Here is a 17,595-nt window from a genome sequence, read left to right as displayed (position 1 = left end):
GGCTAAATTCTCCTGATGGGCGGGCGATCGCCTGCAAGTAGAAAAAGGTACTGTGCAGGATGATTGAGCCATGAGTGAGTTGCTATTGCTGGCGGCGGGGCTACTGAGTCGAGCAAATGCGGGATCGCTGCCCACTGCAAATCTGCTGCCCGTGCTGCCGCCGCCTGCCGATGCGGCGGGAGTGTCCGGCGCAAAAGCTGCTGCTGTTCCTATGCAAGCTGCGACAGATCAGGTCGTACAGCCAGAATTTAGCCAGTCTTCGCAGCAGGCCTCGGCGGAAAACCTGCGGACTGCTGAAACGGGGGGAGCCTGGACGGGCAGGCGGCGATCGCTCCGAGTCTTGCGCTTGCCCCGATTCCAGCGGACAGCCTTGGCGCAAACGGCTGCGGCACAGCCTGTTACGGCACAGCCTTCTACCCCAGCGCACAGTTTCAACACGCTGCAAACCGCTGCTGCTCAGAACGCTGCTGCCCAGCGCGATGGATCTCAAGCTCGCCCATCCCAAGCCAGCGTCGTTCGGAGCATGACAGCGGGGCGATCGCCCGTACAGGTTGCTGCTGCATCATCCTCAGCGCCCGTGCCAACGCTGACAGATATTCCGCCCGCCCGCCGCATCCGTCCCCAGAGCGGGGCCCAGCAGTATCAGCAGCGGTGGGCCGCACTGCGGCAGGGGCAAACGTATACCCGCATCGCTACCGATAGCTTCGCAGAGCAGTGGATCAACGCGACCGAACAGCCAACCTATGAACAGTGGGTGACTCTGCTGGGCTACGAAGCGCGGGCGATGGCCGCCGGCCAGGGCAACAACCGACTGTCGGTGCTGGTGGGCGATTCCATTAGCCAGTGGTTTCCCGTAGAGCAACTTAGCCGCGATCGCTTCTGGCTGAATCAGGGCATTTCGGGCGACACCACGGCGGGCGTGCTGCGGCGGCTGTCGCTGTTTCAAGACACGCGCCCAGCCGATATTCATGTGATGGTTGGCATCAACGACCTGCGGCGCGGCGCATCCAATGCTGAGGTGTTAAATAACCTCAGCCAGATCATGCAAGACCTGCGCCAGACGCACCCCCAGGCCCGCATTTGGATTTATTCCATCTTGCCGACGCGGCTGCCTGCCCTGCCGCCGGAGCGGATTTTTGCGCTAAACCAAAACTTGGAGGCGATCGCCCGCCAGCAACAGGTCGCCTATGTCGATCTCCAGCGCTTCTTTGCCGAGGAGCCGTCGGGCATTTTGCGCCGCGACCTCACCACCGACGGCATTCACCTCAGCCGCACGGGCTATGCGCTCTGGCAGTGGGCGATTGGCTATCTGATTTGAGGCATGAGCGTCTGTCGCCGCACAACTGCTGCAAAACGTCGAGGTTAGCCGTCAGCGCTCCGATTCTGACAGCTTTTAGGTTAAGTGGGCGATCGCCCAAGGATGTCAATGCTGAGGGAAACAGGGGCGATCGCCCTCAGCGAGTAAGTTAGTGATCTAGGACTTTATCTTAGCTCGTCCAGCGGACAACAGCTGATCGTAATACGCTTCTAGCGTTGGGTTATCGCCTCGCAGCCCGTTAATGATTTTTTCTGTCCAGTCTAGATATTCCAGTCGTCGTTCCAGTGTCCAATGGGTTGGCGGTGTTTCGGTGACAGAGCGGACGTTGGAGATTTTGTCGGCAATCTTGACCTGCTTGGCCCGCTCGGAAAGGTGCGGCGCGTGTTCAATCTGGCGCTGCTTGCGTTCCGGCTTGGGCAGTTGTCGGTCATCGGTCACTTCTTCCACGACCTGCCGCACTTCTACGCCAAAGGCTGCGTCCAGTTCTGCTGGCGTGGTTTCGGTATCTTCCAGCGTGTCGTGCAGGATTGCTGCTTGCAAGGTAATCACATCGCTCACGCCGCCAACCCGCGCCAAAATTTCTGCCACTTCGATCGGGTGGTTGATGTAGGGCGAAGCGTCCACATCTTTGCGGCGCTGATCGCGGTGTTTATTTGCCGCAAAGTGAATCGCTGAGAGCAGCGCGGCCGCTGGGTTTTGTTCTTTCATCTGCAAGCCTCCCTGGTTGCAATAGTCATGGTCAATCAGTCACGGTCAATTAGTCACGGTCAATCAGTCAGAGTAAAATACGCTTCCTTCTACAGAATGCCCAGCTTTTTGGGTCAGGCTGCATGGGCATCAGGGCGATCGCCCAACAGCTCAACTCAGCGAAACCAGGCATCCTGCATGACTCGTTACTTGGCAACGCCGTGTTCAGTCGGTATTATTTCCTCACTGGAACACTTCACTAGAACACTTCGCCAGGATTGCTCAGGTTTGGGCGGGATTTAAACTACGGTTTTTCGGTCGGGTTTATGGACAATCTGGCGGGCTTCCCGGTATTCTGGAGAATTGGGAGGGAAAATGTCAACCAAGTTTCTGCAAACTGCGCGGCGATTTAGTAAACTCTCACTTTAACGAAAGTCAAAAAGCTAAAGTGAGGACGCTTTGAGCGCCTTGCCGCCGAATCAATCCCCCTGAAGTTCCCTTAATAAAGGGGCTGCCGGACAGTAGAGACTTCATTTCCGTTCAAGAGTGCTATGAACCTTGCCGATCGCCCACTTCATCTTGCCCCTGAGTCCGTTGAACCCTCGTTTCTATACTTTGCCTACGGCTCTTGTATGTGTCCGGTGGACTTGAAGCGATCGCTCGGTGAGCCGACGCACGCCTACGTCATGGGTCATGCCACGCTGCGGGGCTATCGGCTGGGCTTTTTCTGCTATTCCAAATTTCGCGACTGTGGCGTGCTGGATGTGGTACCCGATGAGCAGTCGTCGGTCGAAGGCGTGCTATATCGGCTGCCGCTGCGGTTGAGCGATCGCCTCGATGCTCGCGAGGTCAGCTATCGCCACGAAATCATCACTGTGCAGGCCAACGGGCGCACCTACGACAACGTCCGCACCTACACCGCACTGCACAAGCTGCCCGAAGAAAAAGCCCCCAACGACTGGTACTTCAATGTGGTGCTGCGCGGAGCCGTGACTTGTCGCCTGCCCGAAGCGTACTGCTGGCACCTCTGCCACCACATGCACCAGCTTCAGGAGTTTGGACGGGGCGATCGCCTCAAAATTGCCTAATTTTTTGCTTAAAAACCTCCTTAAAACTGTTTTCAAAGACCCTGTTCAGAACGCTCCAAAAGTCAAGAAAGCTGGATACAAAGTCTTTTCCTAATTGACAAATAAAAATCACTTAACCTTGAGGAAATAGTATGGAAATCCTAGAGTTTATCAAAACTCTCTAGGATCTCTTTGTGGTTTGCATTTTGTCCCCATGTTTCTGTAGGCTTAGAGGTAGATGTGATAGGTGTCGAGTCTTTAGATTCAGCACCTCACCCAAGTCAACAAGTCACATCAAATGTGCTGATGGGCAAAATAAGCGAACTTGAACTTAAATCGAGTGTCGTTCTTATACGCTGCCTGTCCTCTTTGAAGGCTTCAGATTCTGTATCCTTCGGAGATTTTTAATCAAGTATGAAGGTGGACTGAATATGCCATTCACAATTGATTCCGCTCGTGGAATCTTCTCATCAAATACATTGGCTGCTGATGTCGTCCCGGCAACGATTGCCCGATTTAATCAGCTCAGCCCTGAAGATCAGCTCGCTTGGATTTGGTTTGCCTATTTAGAAATGGGAAAAACTGTTACTGTGGCCGCTCCTGGCGCAGCACGGATGCAGTTCGCAGAACCCACGCTGAACGAAATTCGTCAGATGAGCTTCCCAGAACAAACGCAGGTCATGTTTGATCTGGCAAATCATGCAGATACCCCAATCTGTCGTACCTATGCATCCTGGTCGCCCAACATCAAGCTAGGATTTTGGTATCAATTGGGCGAGTGGATGGAGCAGGGCATCGTTGCCCCTATCCCGCCCAATTATGAGCTATCGGCCAATGCGTCAGCGGTGCTGCAAACGCTGCGTGAACTTGACTCTGGACAACAAATCACCATCCTCCGAAATGCAGTCGTAGACATGGGATTTGATCCTAATAAATTAGGAGAGTATGAGCGAGTTGCGGAACCCCTAGAAGCGCCCAAAGAGGCTTCTCAACGCACAAAAGTCAGCATTGAAGGCGTTGACAATCCCACGATTCTTGCGTACATGGACAATCTGAATGCGAACGACTTTGGTTCGCTGATTGCGCTGTTTACGCCCGATGGTGCGTTGCAACCGCCGTTCCAGCGTCCGATTGTAGGCCGAGATGCAATTCTGCGGTTCTTTCGAGAAGAATGCCAAAACTTGGTACTGATGCCAGAGCGGGGCATTTCTGAACCCGCCGAAGACGGCTATACCCAGGTCAAGGTGACGGGCAAAGTGCAAACGCCCTGGTTTGGGGCGAGCGTCGGTATGAATATTGCATGGCGCTTTTTGCTGAATCCTGAAAACAAGATTTTCTTCGTAGCGATTGACCTTTTGGCTTCTCCCAAGGAGTTGCTCAAGCTCGCCCGATGAGTTCTTCTATGGGGAACGGGTTCATTGTGGGACGGGTTCATTGAACGGAGTTGGTTTGCGCTGAGTGGGTAGATCTCATTATTGGGTGGATGTGTGAGCGCCAGAGGCGTAATACATCAAGGTCTTTCGAGGCAATATGTTGCAGCGATGCCTGACAGCATCCTACAAAGTTTATTGATGTCTATCCACTGACTTGCAAGTTCATTTTCAAATCGATTCTGCAAACGGCTCTAAATCTGCGCTTTTTAATGCGCTCTCTTTATAATGCGCTCTCTTTATGTAGAGGGCGCTTTTCAGTATGGGTGATTTTTTAGGATGGATAGCTCACTGTGGCTGGGATATTTCTTGCGGCTGTTATTTTAACAGGCTGGGTTGTCAGTTTACTGTTGTTTCTATTGGTAGATTCTGCCAGTCTTTCGGTTCCCGGCGTTGTTTTCGCAGTTCTACTTCGCACGTTTTTGCATACGGGTCTGTTTGTAATTGGCCACGATGCCATGCATCAGAATCTGCTGCCCAATCACCGACGTATCAATCACTGCATAGGGGCGATCGCCGTTTGGTTATACGCCGCTATTGCCTACTCAACCTGCTGTGCGAATCATCATCAGCATCATCGCTATCCCGAACAAACACGCGATCCTGACTTTCATGACGGCACGCATACCCATCCGCTCTGCTGGTATTCGAAATTTATTCGAGAGTACCTTTCGGTTTCGTCAATTTTGGGACTGCTGGGCGGCTGGGGACTGCTGCTGTGGGGGATGAGCCAGGTGGTTCCGATGGCTTGGAGCCGGGTCGTTCTGTTCGTACTGCTACCGTTTGTGCTGAGTTCGGTGCAACTGTTTGTGTTTGGCACCTATCTTCCCCATCGTGGCGAATCGGGGCATCAAGTGCCGGAGTCGCTGCGGCCGGGCGATCGCACGCTCAATCCTTCACAAACTCAGTGGAGACCATGGCTCTGGTCGTTTTTCACCTGCTATCACTTTGGGCAGTATCACCCACTCCATCATCGGTTTCCCAGGGTTCCGTGGTATCAGTTGCCAAGCTTCAGAGAAAAACGCTGACCTTTACCTAATGGGTGAAATTTTGGCAAACTGCCTCCCCGAATTCTGAGAATTATGAGATTATACGTATCATAGGTTTACATTATGATATGTGTTGCGTTAATAATTGCTGCATAGGTTTTGGCTGCTGCGGGGGGTTTGGCTTTTAAGATGCAAGCGACTGATATCCAATGGTCTAAGGCGGAGAAAGAGATAGCGCGGGCAGCCTTCGAGCGAGCCTATGAGCGTGAAATCCAAGCGTTGGTGAAGGAAGTGCGGGAGCGGGCCCACGGGGTCGGCGAAGTGGATGACCTGTGGACGCTTCATGACTTCCTCAGTGCGCGGCGACACGCCCTGGAAGGGAAGTATGACTATCGGTATTCAGTGTTGATTTTTGTGTTTGCCCAGTTGGTTCAAGAGGGTTGGCTGGAACTGCACGAGCTAGAAGGGCTTGCGACAGACAAGTTGACCAAAGTTTCAGCGCTAACGCGAATGGGCTGTCATTTCTAAGCTGTCATTTCTAGACGGGTTGCAAAAGCCAAGAGGCGGGTAAGCGGTCACTTCTCAGATTTCATACTGCTGCCACTCGTTTCTCATTTATGGGACTGCTGTAGAACTGTTATGGGGCTGGAATGAGGCGATAGCGCTGGACGGGATGGGCGAGTTGGCGTTTCTTGTCTGCCGTTTCGTCGAGCCATCATTTGGTTACTCTATGCTTTGCACAAAGTCGTAGAGCCGATGCGCCATCTGGAGCTTGCTGCATGGCGCGATCGCCCTTTTTCTGCCCGTTTTATCCAGAAACACGGCCTGATTTTGGTCGCTGCCAAAGCCGCTATCTGGCAGATCGATGGGGTTAGCGGCGATCGCGTCTAGCTGTTTGCGCTCCAGTTTCTCTAGGGCTGGGGTCAAGATGTCCCCGGTTTGAGCAGCGAACCCAATGAGCCGCTGATGGGGCTGTTTTCGCTGGCCCAAGTCGGCAGCGATGTCGGGCGCGGGAACTAGGGGCAGGGCGGTGGGCAGGTCAGCCTTGGGCAGCTTGTGGGGATAGGTCGTGGCGGGCTGCACATCGGCAACGGCGGCAGACAGCAGAATCCAGTCGGCGGTGGGCAGTTCGTGCAGCATGACCTGGTGCATTTCGGCGGCGCTGGTGACGGCAATGCGGCGATCGCCCGCGTCTCGTTTCAGCAGTTCTGCACTCATTGGCCCATGAACCAGCGTCACCGTTGCGCCCCGATGCTGAGCCGCCTGGGCCAGCGCCAGCCCCATTTTCCCCGTCGAGGGGTTGCCAATAAACCGTACCGGATCGAGAAATTCCCGCGTGCCGCCTGTGTTGATTAGCACCTGCTTGCCTGCTAGGTCGCGCTGTCCCCTGGTGTGTTGCAGCGATTCCAACTGAGCGACCAAATCGGGGGGTTCCGCCATGCGCCCTGCCCCCAGGCGATCGCACGCCAGTCGTCCTGCCCCTGGCCCCGCCGTATGAAATCGCGGATCGTCCTGCACCAATCGCCAGTTGCGCTGCACAGACGGCTGCTCCCACATGTCGGTATTCATTGCCGGAGCTAGCAGCACGGGACAGGTCGAGGCCAGCACCGTATTGGTCAGTAAATTGTCCGCTAGCCCGTGGGCCAGCTTGCCCAGCGTGTTGGCCGTCAGCGGCGCAATCAGCATCACATCGGCCCATTCGCCTAGCTCGATATGCAGGGGTCGCCCGTGGCTGGGCTGCCAAAAGTCGGCATCGGTGTAGGCGGCATGGCGGGCCAAGGTTGCAAAGGTGAGCGGGGTCACAAACTGCTGTGCGCCGTCCGTCAGCACCACGCGCACCACCGCGCCAGACTTTGCCAGCGTGGACACCACCTCGCACACTTTGTAGGCGGCAATGCCGCCACCCACGCCAATGAGAATTTTGGGAGATTCCATTCTCGATTTTGAATTTGCGATTTTGGATGGCTTGTCAAGCTCAGGAACGTTGAGATAGCCGCTGATAGGCTTGGGCGACAGACGTGCGATCGCCCACGTTGCCAGGAAACAGCACCACGGGCAGATTGGGAAACTGGGGATGGTCGGGCGGGGTGCGAACTACGGACACACCGGGGAGAATCTGCCCCAGCAGGCGGGCGCTGGTGAGCGCCAGTCCATCGCTCAGCGTGTCGTTGGAGGTGATGCCGCCCTTGCTGATCAAGAAGCCCACGTCGGCGGGCAACCCCCGCACAATGTCCATCAGCAGGCGCGACACCGCCATGCCAAAGTCTAGCCGAGTCTGCGCGTCGGCGAAGGTCAACTCTTGGCGACTGGTGAACACAACGGGGGTCTGTCCTGCTGTGTGGGCCGCGTGAACCTGGTGCAGCAGGTCGGCCAGCAGCGCGTCGCGGGACATCGGGGAATCGGGCAATAACTTGGCGACATCCACCTCGACGGGCACAACTCCCGGCGCTTGCAGCAACACCTCAAGCTGCTCTGTCGTTTTTTTCACATGGGAGCCAACGATGACTGCGCCAGGTTTGCCGTCGCGCACGTAGGTTGCCATGTCTGCCGGGGCAACGGGCTGGGGCGGCAGATTGGCCAGCGCCGTCAGCAAACTGGCCGCACTGCGAAACAGGAAGCGTTTGCCCTGGGAGGCGGCCGCCAGCACATCCGCCGCAAAGCGGTTCAAGTCGTCCTGGGTTTCGGCATCCACCACGCCGCAGGTGTTTCCGCTTAGCGCCAGCAGCCGCGCCGCCACGCCCGCCCGCACGTCCGCTAGCAAGAACCGCTCGACCTGATCAGCGGCAATTCGCCCCTGGGTCTTTTCTGCAACGTAGTCGGGCAGGTAGCTGTGGTGATAAGCAAATACCGAATCGCGGGCAAATTCCGTTTCGTGAACGGGCGTGGGCACGCCGTTGATGACCAAATAGTGAACGCTGTCGCGGGTGAAGCGGCCGCCCTCGAAAAAGGCAGGCGTGAGGAAGTGGGCATCGAAGGGACCCAACGCTTCGGCGATCGCATCGGTTTCTACGGGGTAATGCCCGCGCAGGGTCGAGTCTGAGCGGCTGACGATGAGAAAATCCTGAATGCCCTCTAGGGCGATCGCCTGCTTCAGATTGCGACACACCTCCCGCGTCACCGCATCGGCTTGGGTCGGTGTCAGGGCGCGGGTGTTGGTTAGCACAAAGAAAATGGGCGACTCGTCCGCCAGCCCCAGCCGCAGCGTGTCTACGTCCCATCGCGTCAGCAGCAGGCAGGAGTGAACCGTTTGCGACCCGGTGGGGTCGTCGTCGAGGACGATGATCTTGGGCTGCATGGGGGATTGGAAATTTGGGGTCAGGGGATGATTTTCTCAGATTTTGGTGCGCGATCGCTCTGCTGCGGGTACACTCAATCAGGCCGAATTCATACGCATTTCTCCAGAGCGATCGCCCTTTTTACAGCACTTTCGTAAAATTTGGGCTAACCTCTGAGAGCAGGGCAGTGCATCGTAGCCGCCATCTTACCAAGCCTGGGGTCGCAAACCGATGGGGGAACTGGAACATCAGCCTGATCAGGGCAGCGAAATGTCGAACACCGAGACCAACCCTGGAAATGGAACGCCTCATTCCAAAGGGGTGGAACAGATTTTGCAGGACGTGACGCAGGATTTGCGATCGCTCCAGCAAGATGTGGTGTCCAGTCTGAGTCAGGATATTTCGCGTCTCCAGGCAGAGCGATCGCGCCTGCAAAACGAAATTGAAAAGCTGCAAAGCCAGCAGCAAACGCTGCAAAGCCAGCATCAGATTTTCCTGACCCAGCAGCAAATCGCCCAGCAAAAACTCTGGGCCAAGCAGCTTGCCCAAACAATGGCGGGCTATCTCTATAACCTGCTGGCGCAGCGCCTTAGCCAGCTTCCGGGCGAGGCGGCCGCGCCCAACCTGCCGCCTGCTGCCCAATCTGCCAACTCGCAGCAGGCCTTGTCCTTGCTCGATGCGACGCTGAGCCAAACGCTAGCCTCGCTGCAAAGCGACCTAAATGTCTATCACAGCGGGCTGTCGCAGCAAATCGACCGGATGCAAACCCTAGAGCAGCAAGGCGAGGCGCTGCTTGAGGCCTTGGTCAGCCGTCTGAATCAGCAGCTTCAAGCCGTGGGAACCGTTTCGCCGAGCCAGCCTGCCGCCTATTCCACGCTAACCTCGGAACCCGTTGCGCCGCCTGCCCGCCCAGGCTTGCCAGAACCGAGCCTGTTCAATCCACCCGCTCCATCCCCCGGCGGATCGACGGCTACGGGTGGCGAGTCTGCTCCGAATGGTTATGCTGGGCGAGCATCCGAACCGCCAGCGCCGCCGAATGTATCGCCTGATCCTGCATCGCTTGATAGCGGTTCTCCCCCGATTGCGCCGACTCCCCGGCCCACGCCAACGGTTACCGTTTCGTCAAATCCCTTTAGCGTCTCGACGCTAGCGGGCATCGTGCTGGCGGGGCTGCTGATTCTGGCGGGTGTGGCCATGCTGGGCAAGCTGATTGCGGCGCTGCTGGGCGGCGGTACGGGGCTGTCGGTGGGAACCATGCCGCTGCTGCTGTTGACGCTGGCGGCGGGGCTGGCCTACTGGGTCTGGCAACAGGGCAGAGCGCCCCGCCGACTTTCTGGACGAACTGCTGGGCGATTCCCGAAGGGATCGCTACGCGAATCGCCCGCGTCTGGCGCTCTCGCAGGCGGTTTGCCCAATCTGGCCCAGCCGCAGGTGGGCCTGGTGCTGATTTTGCTCTCAACGCTGGCCCTGTCGCTACACAACGTGGTGGTGGGCATCATCGGCGGACAGACCAGTATTTTTGGGCTATTTAGCCTGCCGCGCTCAATCACGCTAGACAGCTTCAACGACTCGCTGCTGGTGCTGTGGCTGCGGATGGTGGTGGTGGTGCCTGTGATGGTGGCGATCGCCCGCTGGCTCTATCCCAACGCCTGGCGCGATATTCGCAGCTTTGCCCTGAGCCGCGATCGCGCTCTGCAAGGCTACGTTGTGGGCAGCGGAGCCTGTCTGTTTCTCTCGCAGGTGTTTATCTACATTGCGATCGCCGCGACGGGGCCGGGGGTCGCCGTGACGATTTTGTTTATGTATCCGCTGATCCTGGTGCCGCTGGCGTGGCTGCTATTCCGCGATCGCCCCACGCCGTTGCGGTGGGTGGTGCTGTTTGGGATTTTGTCGGGGGTCGTGCTGACGGCGCTGCCCAGGTTAATGCAGGCTACCAACGTGTCCACCAACGGCATTTTCTTCGCCATTCTGTCGGGCATCTTCTTCGCGCTGTACCTGATTACAATGCAGATCAGCTTTGGCAAAAAGCTGCATCCAGTGCCCGTTAGCGTTGTGCAGTTCTTCACGATCTTTGTGCTGGCGAATATCATGCTGCTGATGATGGGCGTGGAGGAGCCGCCGGATCACCTGATGGGGCTGCTGCTGGGTGGGCTGGTGCTGGGCACGCTAACGCTGCTGGGTTATCTGCTCAACAACCTGGGTGTGCGTCTGCTGGGGGCTGCCCGCGCCTCGATTATTTCTGCCAGCGGCCCAGTGCTGACTGCCCTGCTGGCCTATTTGATTACGCCGAGCGAGCGCACGCAGCTTCAGCCTGTGCAGTGGATTGGCATTGTGGTCGTGACGCTGGGCGTGCTGGGACTCAGCTTCGAGCGGATGCGGATGCAGAATAAAACTGCCCCTGCTGCGAAGTAGCGCTCAGCGGTGGGAACCCGGATGTCTAAATAGCAAGGATCAAACCCGATCAATCGGATTCAATCCCGGAGAACGGAGAGAGAGGGATTCGAACCCTCGTTAGAGTTACCCCTAAACAGCATTTCCAGTGCTGCGCCTTCAACCACTCGGCCATCTCTCCATACGCTTGCTGATTCGGCTTACTTGCAGCCAAGTCTCAGCATATTTTCAGCCCAACGGCCGCCAGTGATGAATGGAGAATTCATCCACAGAATTTCTATATTACCAGACCTTAGTACCAGTTAATCCCGAAACATGATCCTAACCCGCCCAACGGTCTGATTTCTGCGACCCAATCCCTACCCGAATCTTTGGCAAGGAGGGGGCGATCGCCGTATGATCTCCAAGGCAGTCGCGTCCTACTTCCATAACCCCAATATGCCTCGTTCCCATACCGTTCATATCTGCGATCGCCAAACTGGCACCCAGCACACCGTCGAAGTGCCTGAAGATCGCTACATCCTGCACACCGCCGAACAGCAAGGCGTGCGTCTGCCCTTTGCCTGCCGCAACGGAGCCTGCACCACCTGCGCCGTCCGCGTGCGATCGGGCGATATCTACCAGCCCGAAGCCATGGGCCTGTCGCCCGAACTCCGCGCCCAGGGCTACGCGCTCCTCTGCGTCAGCTATCCCCTTACGGATCTAGAAGTGGAAACCCAGGACGAAGATGAGGTCTACGAACTCCAGTTCGGCCGCTACTTTGGCAAAGGTCGCGTCCGCCGCGCGTTGCCTCTAGAAGAAGATTAAGAGAGAAAGACCTCTCAACACCTCAACGCCCCATCCCTCTAAAACCACCATGCCCAATCTCCAAATCTTCCTCGACATTGCCACTGAAGCTGCCCTTGCAGCCGGAGCCGTCCTCCAGAGCTATTGGGGCAAGCTGGATTCGGTGCAGGAAAAGGGGCGACCCGGCGACCTGTTGACCGAGGCAGACAAGGCTTCAGAAGCGGTGGTGCTGGAGATTTTGACGCGGCATTTTCCGAATCACGGCATTTTGGCGGAAGAGTCGGGAAACGTCGGGCTGAGCGAAAGCGAGTTTCTCTGGGCGATCGACCCGCTGGACGGCACGACTAACTATGCCCATCAGTACCCGATGTATTCCGTGTCGATTGGGCTGCTGATCGAGGGGAAGCCGCAGGTTGGTGTCGTGTATTGTCCGTTTTTCAATGAACTGTTTCGGGCGGCAAAGGGGCTGGGGGCCACGCGCGATCGCCAGCCAATTCGCGTTTCCCACACGGCAGAATTGTCAAAAAGCCTCCTGGTTACGGGCTTTGCCTACGATCGCCGCGAAACCATCGACACCAACTACGCCGAGTTTTGCCAACTGACCCATCTCACCCAGGGGGTGCGCCGGGGCGGTTCTGCCTCGGTCGATCTGGCCTATGTCGCCTGCGGACGGCTGGATGGGTACTGGGAACGGGGGCTAAGTCCGTGGGATCTGGCAGCGGGCATCGTGCTGCTAGAAGAAGCGGGGGGTCAGGTGACGGCCTACGACGGCAGCCCCTTTGACTTTGCCAGTGGGCGCATTCTGGCGACCAACGGACGGATTCACACCGCCCTCAGTCAGGCCTTGCAAACCGTTCGCCCTCTACCAGAATTTGACCCGGCCACCTGGCAGGCTTAGCGATTTCCTCAGCAATTTCCTCGCAAACATCTGGTAAACCATGACCCACCCGGAGAGCAATGCAGCTACACTAGAGGGAACTTTGGCTAGGGAATGAGTTGAGAAGCGCTGATGTCGTTTAACTTCGAATCGGGCTTATTTGGCTTGGGTTGCTCAGATTATCACGCGGTGCTGGGCGTGCCTGTGGATGCTGACCCTAAGGACATTCGCAAAAAGTATCTGCGGCTGGCGCAGCGCCTCCACCCAGACAGCTCAGGCCGAGAGTCAGAGGGCGATCGCAAGCGAGCATCAGAGTTCTTGTCTAAGCTGGTGAATCCGGCCTATGAGGAACTGTCCAAAGAAAAGAAGTTCAACGAACATCTGGTAGTGCTGAAACTAAAGGGGCAGCAGGCGCTAAATCAGCAGGAAACGATCTTGCTGCAAAGTGACGCAGCCCGCAGCCTGGCCAGCACCTACGGCGAGTTGGATAGTGCCTACCGGCAGGCGGTAAAGCGGCTGGCAGACGAGCAATACACCCATCTGGATAAAACTGAAGAAATTACTGGACAGATTAGCGAGCTAAATCTGGTGTACCTGATGCGGAAGGCAGGCAAGGGCGAGTTTCCTACGCCAGCCGCCACCAGTCCAGCAAAATCTGCGGCAACCAGCACCCCCGCAGCCAGCGCTACCCCTACCACGGGCACTCGTCCGACCCCCACGCCACCGCCCGCCGCCAAAGCGCCGCCCAGCCGAGAATCGGTGTTGGCCTCCTATTTGCGACGGGCAGAGGAGTTTGAAACCAAGCAAGACTATCCCAGCGCCGTTAAGGAGTTGCGGGATGCGCTCCAGATTGCGCCAAAGAACGGCAGCATCCACAGCCGACTAGGGGCAGTGTATCTGCGGGCAAACCAGCCCACGATGGCCAAGATTCATTTCCGCAAGGCGCTGGAGCTGAATCCAAAAGATGCCGCAGCGGAGGAAGGGTTGCGCCGAGTTGACCCTGCGTTTGCCGCTGCAAGTGCCCAGGCTGCAAAAGCTGACCCTAAAGCCGCAAAGCCGACACCGGGCAAGCCTGCGCCTAAGGGCAAACCAGCCCCCAAAGGCAAGCCCGAGTCGGGCGGCGGGTTGTTTGGCCTGTTTGGTGGTAAGAAGAAATAGGCGGCAAACGGGATCTGAGCCCAACTGTCCCGCCTATCACCCACTCATTACAAACTCATCAATGGTGTACCAACCCCCCACAGGAGCCAGGGATTTGTTTCCGCTGGACGTGGCTCAAAAGCGCTGGATTGAGGATCGGGTGCAGCAGGTGTTTCACCGCTGGGGCTATCATCGCATCATTACCTCGACCCTGGAACGAATTGACACGCTGATGGCAGGCGGCGCGGTGCAGCGCTCGACCGTGATTTTGGTGCAGGATCGCGACGAGGAAGAACTGGGACTGCGCCCAGAGTTAACGGCCTCAATTGCCCGCGCAGCGGCCACGCGCCTAGCCGGAATGACCTATCCGCAGCGGTTGTATTACAACGCTAATGTCTTTCGGCGATCGCCCCGCAGCGGCATGGGCAGCCAGCACGAGTTTTATCAGGCAGGTGTAGAACTGCTGGGGGCAGACGGGAGCGCAGCGGATGCCGAGGTGCTGCTGCTGCTGAGTGACTGCATTGGCAACCTGGGGCTAACAGACTGGCACCTGATTCTGGGCGAGGCGGGGCTGACGCGATCGCTCCTTTCGGTGTTTCCAGACTCCGTGCGAGAATCGGTGCGACGGGCGATCGCCTATCTCGACCGACTCCAGCTTGAAGCCCTCCCCCTCAGCCCAGAACTACGCGAGCGAGCGCTGCTGCTGCTGGATTTGCGGGGTCGGCCTGCGGACGTAATTCAGCGGGTATCGGCGCTGGATCTGGATGACCAGCAGCGGAATACCGTGAACGCGCTCAAGTCCTTGCTGGAACTGCTGCACGACAGCTTTAGCCGCGAACACCGCTCGCCCCCCAATCTGGTGCTAGACCTCAGCTTGGTGCAGACCTTTGACTATTACACGGGCATCGTGTTTGAAGTCGTCAGCAGCGGCGACAGCGGACAGCGGGTGCTAGGGCAGGGCGGCCGCTATGACCAGCTTTTGTCGCTCTATCATCCCCAGCAGCAGACCTGTCCGGGTATTGGCTTCACCTTCAACATCGAAGACCTGCATCAAGTCCTATTGCCCACTGGACAACTGCCTGCCCAAACGCCGCCCAGCGATTGGCTCGTCGTGCCCAAAACCCCAGAGGCGATCGCCGCTGCCTTTGCCTACGCCCAGACGATTCGCGACTCGGCTCATCTGGTGCGCGTAGAGGTAGACCTGATGCCGCGCGACAGCGAAGAAGCGACTCGTCAATATGCCCGCGATCGCCGAATTGGGCAAATCGCCTGGATTGCCACCGATGGCACGCCAGAGGTTGAGCCGCTATTGGGGCGATCGCCCTAAAAACAACCTGATAGGCCTTACGCAGTTGGACGATTTCTCGCGGGCGCAACCCGTGAGAAAGTGTCCAAAATCCAGAAAGCTGATCGCAAGTGCGTAAGTCCTGCCTGAGAAATAACCTGTACAATGGTGCTGTAAAGCCTTGCCAGATCTAGCTTTCATGACCTGGGATGGATTCCCTGAATCAGCCAAAGCGAGATCATAAAGGCGAGATTGTAATTCTATTGGGACACTCAGTTAGACCTAAACGCTAACCTCAAGCCCACCTGCACGCCACCTGCCTGCGATCTGTCTGAGAGGAGAACACCGTGCCGCATACAATTGTGACCCACGTCTGTGAAGGCGTTGCCGACTGTGTAGATGCCTGCCCCGTTGCCTGCATCAACCCCGGCCCCGGCAAAAACAATAAGGGAACTGAATGGTACTGGATTGACTTTAGTACCTGCATCGACTGCGGCATTTGTCTGCAAGTGTGCCCTGTAGAAGGGGCGATCGTGCCTGAAGAAAGGCCCGATCTCCAGGAAACTCCTTGATTCTCCCCTGGTTCCCTTGATGTTTGCGTTGCAGCGTCCTAAACGCTAACCCCCAAGAAAACAAAAAAACAAGCCCCATGCCCACGGCTCCCTTGCTCACCGTCGAATCGGTCTATGCAGGCTACATCCAGGATCTCGATATTCTCCAGGGCGTAAATTTTCGCGTATACCCTGGCGAAATCGTGGTGGTCGTGGGCCCCAACGGCGCAGGCAAATCGACCCTGGCAAAGACCATCTTTGGGCTGCTCACGCCCCACAGCGGTCGGATTCAGTTTCGCAACGAAGACATCACCGGGCTGAAATCGGATCAGATTGTGCAACGTGGCATGTGCTACGTGCCGCAAATCGCCAATGTGTTTCCGTCACTGACAATTGAGGAAAACCTGGAGATGGGCGCGTTCACGCGCTCCGGCTCCGTGCAGAGCCTAAAGCAAAAAATTTTTGACGCATTCCCCAGGCTGTCGGAGCGGCGGCGGCAGCGGGCGGGAACGCTGTCGGGCGGAGAACGGCAAATGCTGGCGATGGGGCGGGCGCTGATGCTTGATCCAGAGTTGCTAATTTTGGATGAGCCGTCGGCAGCCCTGTCGCCGATTTTGGTAAACGACGTGTTTGAGCGCATCCGGCAGATTAACCAAATGGGCATGGCGATTATGCTGGTGGAGCAAAATGCCCGCAAAGCCCTGGCAATGGCGCATCGGGGTTACGTGCTGGATACTGGGCGCGATCGCATCGAAGGGCCCGGCCCCGAACTGCTCAACAATCCCCGCGTCAGCGAACTCTATCTCGGCGTGCGCCCCGCGTCCTGAACCGATCTGCAACCGTCACCTGTCTGAAAAACTCTCGCGGAGAAAATCTCATGGCCCCGAAACCCGGCATCTTGCTCACCACTGCCAGTCAGATTGGCGACCTCCAGATTGTCGATCACCTCGGCATCGTCAGCGGCGAGGCGATTTTGGGCGCAAATATTTTCAAGGACTTTTTTGCAGGCATCCGCGACATTGTGGGTGGGCGATCGGCCGCCTACGAGCGATCGCTCCGCGAAGCCAAAGACACCGCCATGCGCGAAATGGTGGAACAGGCTGAGCGCTTGGGGGCAAACGCCGTGATCGCCATTGACATCGACTACGAAACCATCGGCATCAGCAACGGTGGCAGTATGCTGATGGTCGCCGTCAGCGGCACAGCCGTCCGCTATGTCTAGTAATGCCCGGCAGCCTGCGGCTTCAATCAATTCGGCAACGCTCCTCATAATGAAACGTCGCGTTGTCGAAGACGACCCACTGCCCAGAGCGAACTTGGGGAATCAAGCAGGTTTCAAGCCAAACTTCAAACACGGCTCGATTGCACGCCCCTTCAATCGTGGAGGGGGCAATGAGTTTACCCGCACGATTTTGCGTTGGCATCAAAGACTAGTCGTATTGCGACTGATGTTGAACAGTTAGCTGGCTTCACTTGCTTGAGTCCATCCATCTCGATCGCCTGCATCCCTTTTTGCCAAAAGTCATCGCTGCAAGGTTTAGCCACTGTATTGTCGGGGGAAGATTGTCGGGGGAAGATGCCTCGGCATCTTTCTAGGTCATGTCCTAACCTGCCCGAATGCAGCTATGACACCCGCGCAGTCTATGTGCTGCTATTCTCACAAACCATTCAAGACTGCTATTGAAAGAGAAATAAAGAGAACTTAAAGAAATATCAGTTGTATTTAAAGAAATTGAGTTTAAAGAGATCGAATCTAGGCGGGTTCAACGGTTGGCTGACTCTGTAGTTTAACGTAAAGCCTA

General features: G+C 56.9%; 16 protein-coding genes, 1 tRNA gene and 1 pseudogene. 13 read left to right on the top strand and 5 right to left on the bottom strand.

Translation table 11 applies throughout. The features are described 5' to 3' along the window. Positions 1-70 precede the first annotated feature (70 nt). On the top strand, positions 71-1,318 hold the full coding sequence (locus IGS16_RS05970) for a GDSL-type esterase/lipase family protein (protein WP_297084173.1): 1,248 nt from the start codon (positions 71-73) through the stop codon (positions 1,316-1,318). Positions 1,319-1,474: 156 nt separating this feature from the next. Here the strand turns inward: IGS16_RS05970 and IGS16_RS05965 are convergent, their stop codons facing one another. Continuing rightward, on the bottom strand, positions 1,475-2,026 hold the full coding sequence (locus IGS16_RS05965) for an HD domain-containing protein (protein ID WP_297084171.1): 552 nt from the start codon (positions 2,024-2,026) through the stop codon (positions 1,475-1,477). A gap of 530 nt (positions 2,027-2,556) precedes the next feature. Here IGS16_RS05965 and IGS16_RS05960 point away from each other — a divergent pair. The 4 genes from IGS16_RS05960 (at position 2,557) to IGS16_RS05945 (ending at position 6,019) form a co-directional block, all read left to right on the top strand. Then, complete coding sequence (locus tag IGS16_RS05960) at positions 2,557-3,093, top strand: gamma-glutamylcyclotransferase (protein WP_297084169.1); 537 nt, start codon at positions 2,557-2,559, stop codon at positions 3,091-3,093. A gap of 410 nt (positions 3,094-3,503) precedes the next feature. Beyond that, a complete protein-coding gene (locus IGS16_RS05955) occupies positions 3,504-4,466 on the top strand; it encodes an orange carotenoid-binding protein (protein ID WP_297084167.1) in 963 nt (320 codons plus the stop codon). 329 nt (positions 4,467-4,795) lie between these two features. Then, a complete protein-coding gene (locus IGS16_RS05950) occupies positions 4,796-5,530 on the top strand; it encodes a fatty acid desaturase (RefSeq protein ID WP_297084165.1) in 735 nt (244 codons plus the stop codon). 150 nt (positions 5,531-5,680) lie between these two features. Continuing rightward, positions 5,681-6,019 (top strand): hypothetical protein, encoded by a 339-nt coding sequence (locus IGS16_RS05945; protein ID WP_068516360.1) that lies wholly within the window; start codon positions 5,681-5,683, stop codon positions 6,017-6,019. Between the two features lie 195 nt (positions 6,020-6,214). Here the strand turns inward: IGS16_RS05945 and coaBC are convergent, their stop codons facing one another. After that, positions 6,215-7,426 (bottom strand): bifunctional phosphopantothenoylcysteine decarboxylase/phosphopantothenate--cysteine ligase CoaBC, encoded by a 1,212-nt coding sequence (coaBC, locus tag IGS16_RS05940; RefSeq protein WP_297084164.1) that lies wholly within the window; start codon positions 7,424-7,426, stop codon positions 6,215-6,217. Between the two features lie 40 nt (positions 7,427-7,466). Further along, positions 7,467-8,786 carry a four-carbon acid sugar kinase family protein gene (locus tag IGS16_RS05935; RefSeq protein ID WP_297084162.1) on the bottom strand — a complete coding sequence of 440 codons (1,320 nt, stop codon included), beginning with the start codon at positions 8,784-8,786 and terminating at the stop codon, positions 7,467-7,469. Positions 8,787-9,036: 250 nt separating this feature from the next. On the opposite strand from IGS16_RS05935, the gene IGS16_RS05930 reads away from it, so the two are divergent. Further along, positions 9,037-11,178, top strand: coding sequence for an EamA family transporter (locus IGS16_RS05930; RefSeq protein ID WP_297084160.1), 2,142 nt, complete (start codon positions 9,037-9,039; stop codon positions 11,176-11,178). A 73-nt stretch (positions 11,179-11,251) separates the two neighbouring features. On the opposite strand, the gene IGS16_RS05925 is transcribed toward IGS16_RS05930, so the two are convergent. Beyond that, positions 11,252-11,338 (bottom strand) — tRNA-Ser (locus IGS16_RS05925). 257 nt (positions 11,339-11,595) lie between these two features. On the opposite strand from IGS16_RS05925, the gene IGS16_RS05920 reads away from it, so the two are divergent. The 7 genes from IGS16_RS05920 to IGS16_RS05890 all read left to right on the top strand — a co-directional run bounded on the left by IGS16_RS05920 (position 11,596) and on the right by IGS16_RS05890 (position 17,015). Then, positions 11,596-11,964: a 2Fe-2S iron-sulfur cluster-binding protein gene (locus IGS16_RS05920; protein ID WP_068510268.1), complete on the top strand. Its 369-nt coding sequence runs from the start codon at positions 11,596-11,598 to the stop codon at positions 11,962-11,964. A gap of 49 nt (positions 11,965-12,013) precedes the next feature. After that, positions 12,014-12,841, top strand: coding sequence for an inositol monophosphatase family protein (locus IGS16_RS05915; RefSeq protein WP_297084158.1), 828 nt, complete (start codon positions 12,014-12,016; stop codon positions 12,839-12,841). A 111-nt stretch (positions 12,842-12,952) separates the two neighbouring features. Beyond that, positions 12,953-13,978 (top strand): J domain-containing protein, encoded by a 1,026-nt coding sequence (locus IGS16_RS05910; protein WP_297084156.1) that lies wholly within the window; start codon positions 12,953-12,955, stop codon positions 13,976-13,978. Between the two features lie 61 nt (positions 13,979-14,039). After that, entirely contained in the window at positions 14,040-15,284 is a 1,245-nt protein-coding gene (locus tag IGS16_RS05905) for an ATP phosphoribosyltransferase regulatory subunit (protein ID WP_297084154.1), read from the top strand. 305 nt (positions 15,285-15,589) lie between these two features. Beyond that, positions 15,590-15,814, top strand: coding sequence for a ferredoxin family protein (locus IGS16_RS05900; protein ID WP_172358501.1), 225 nt, complete (start codon positions 15,590-15,592; stop codon positions 15,812-15,814). A 77-nt stretch (positions 15,815-15,891) separates the two neighbouring features. Further along, positions 15,892-16,620 carry an ABC transporter ATP-binding protein gene (locus IGS16_RS05895; protein ID WP_297084152.1) on the top strand — a complete coding sequence of 243 codons (729 nt, stop codon included), beginning with the start codon at positions 15,892-15,894 and terminating at the stop codon, positions 16,618-16,620. A gap of 68 nt (positions 16,621-16,688) precedes the next feature. Continuing rightward, positions 16,689-17,015 carry a heavy metal-binding domain-containing protein gene (locus IGS16_RS05890; RefSeq protein ID WP_068516363.1) on the top strand — a complete coding sequence of 109 codons (327 nt, stop codon included), beginning with the start codon at positions 16,689-16,691 and terminating at the stop codon, positions 17,013-17,015. A 9-nt stretch (positions 17,016-17,024) separates the two neighbouring features. Here the strand turns inward: IGS16_RS05890 and IGS16_RS05885 are convergent. Further along, positions 17,025-17,190 (bottom strand): annotated as a pseudogene (locus tag IGS16_RS05885) (transposase); the annotation flags it as partial. Positions 17,191-17,595 lie beyond the last annotated feature (405 nt).

Origin of the sequence: Thermoleptolyngbya sp. C42_A2020_037 (genome assembly GCF_015272455.1) — a bacterium.
GTDB lineage: Bacteria > Cyanobacteriota > Cyanobacteriia > Elainellales > Elainellaceae > Thermoleptolyngbya.
Note: the sequence above shows the minus strand (reverse complement) of the source record. Positions and strands in the feature narration are given on the sequence as shown.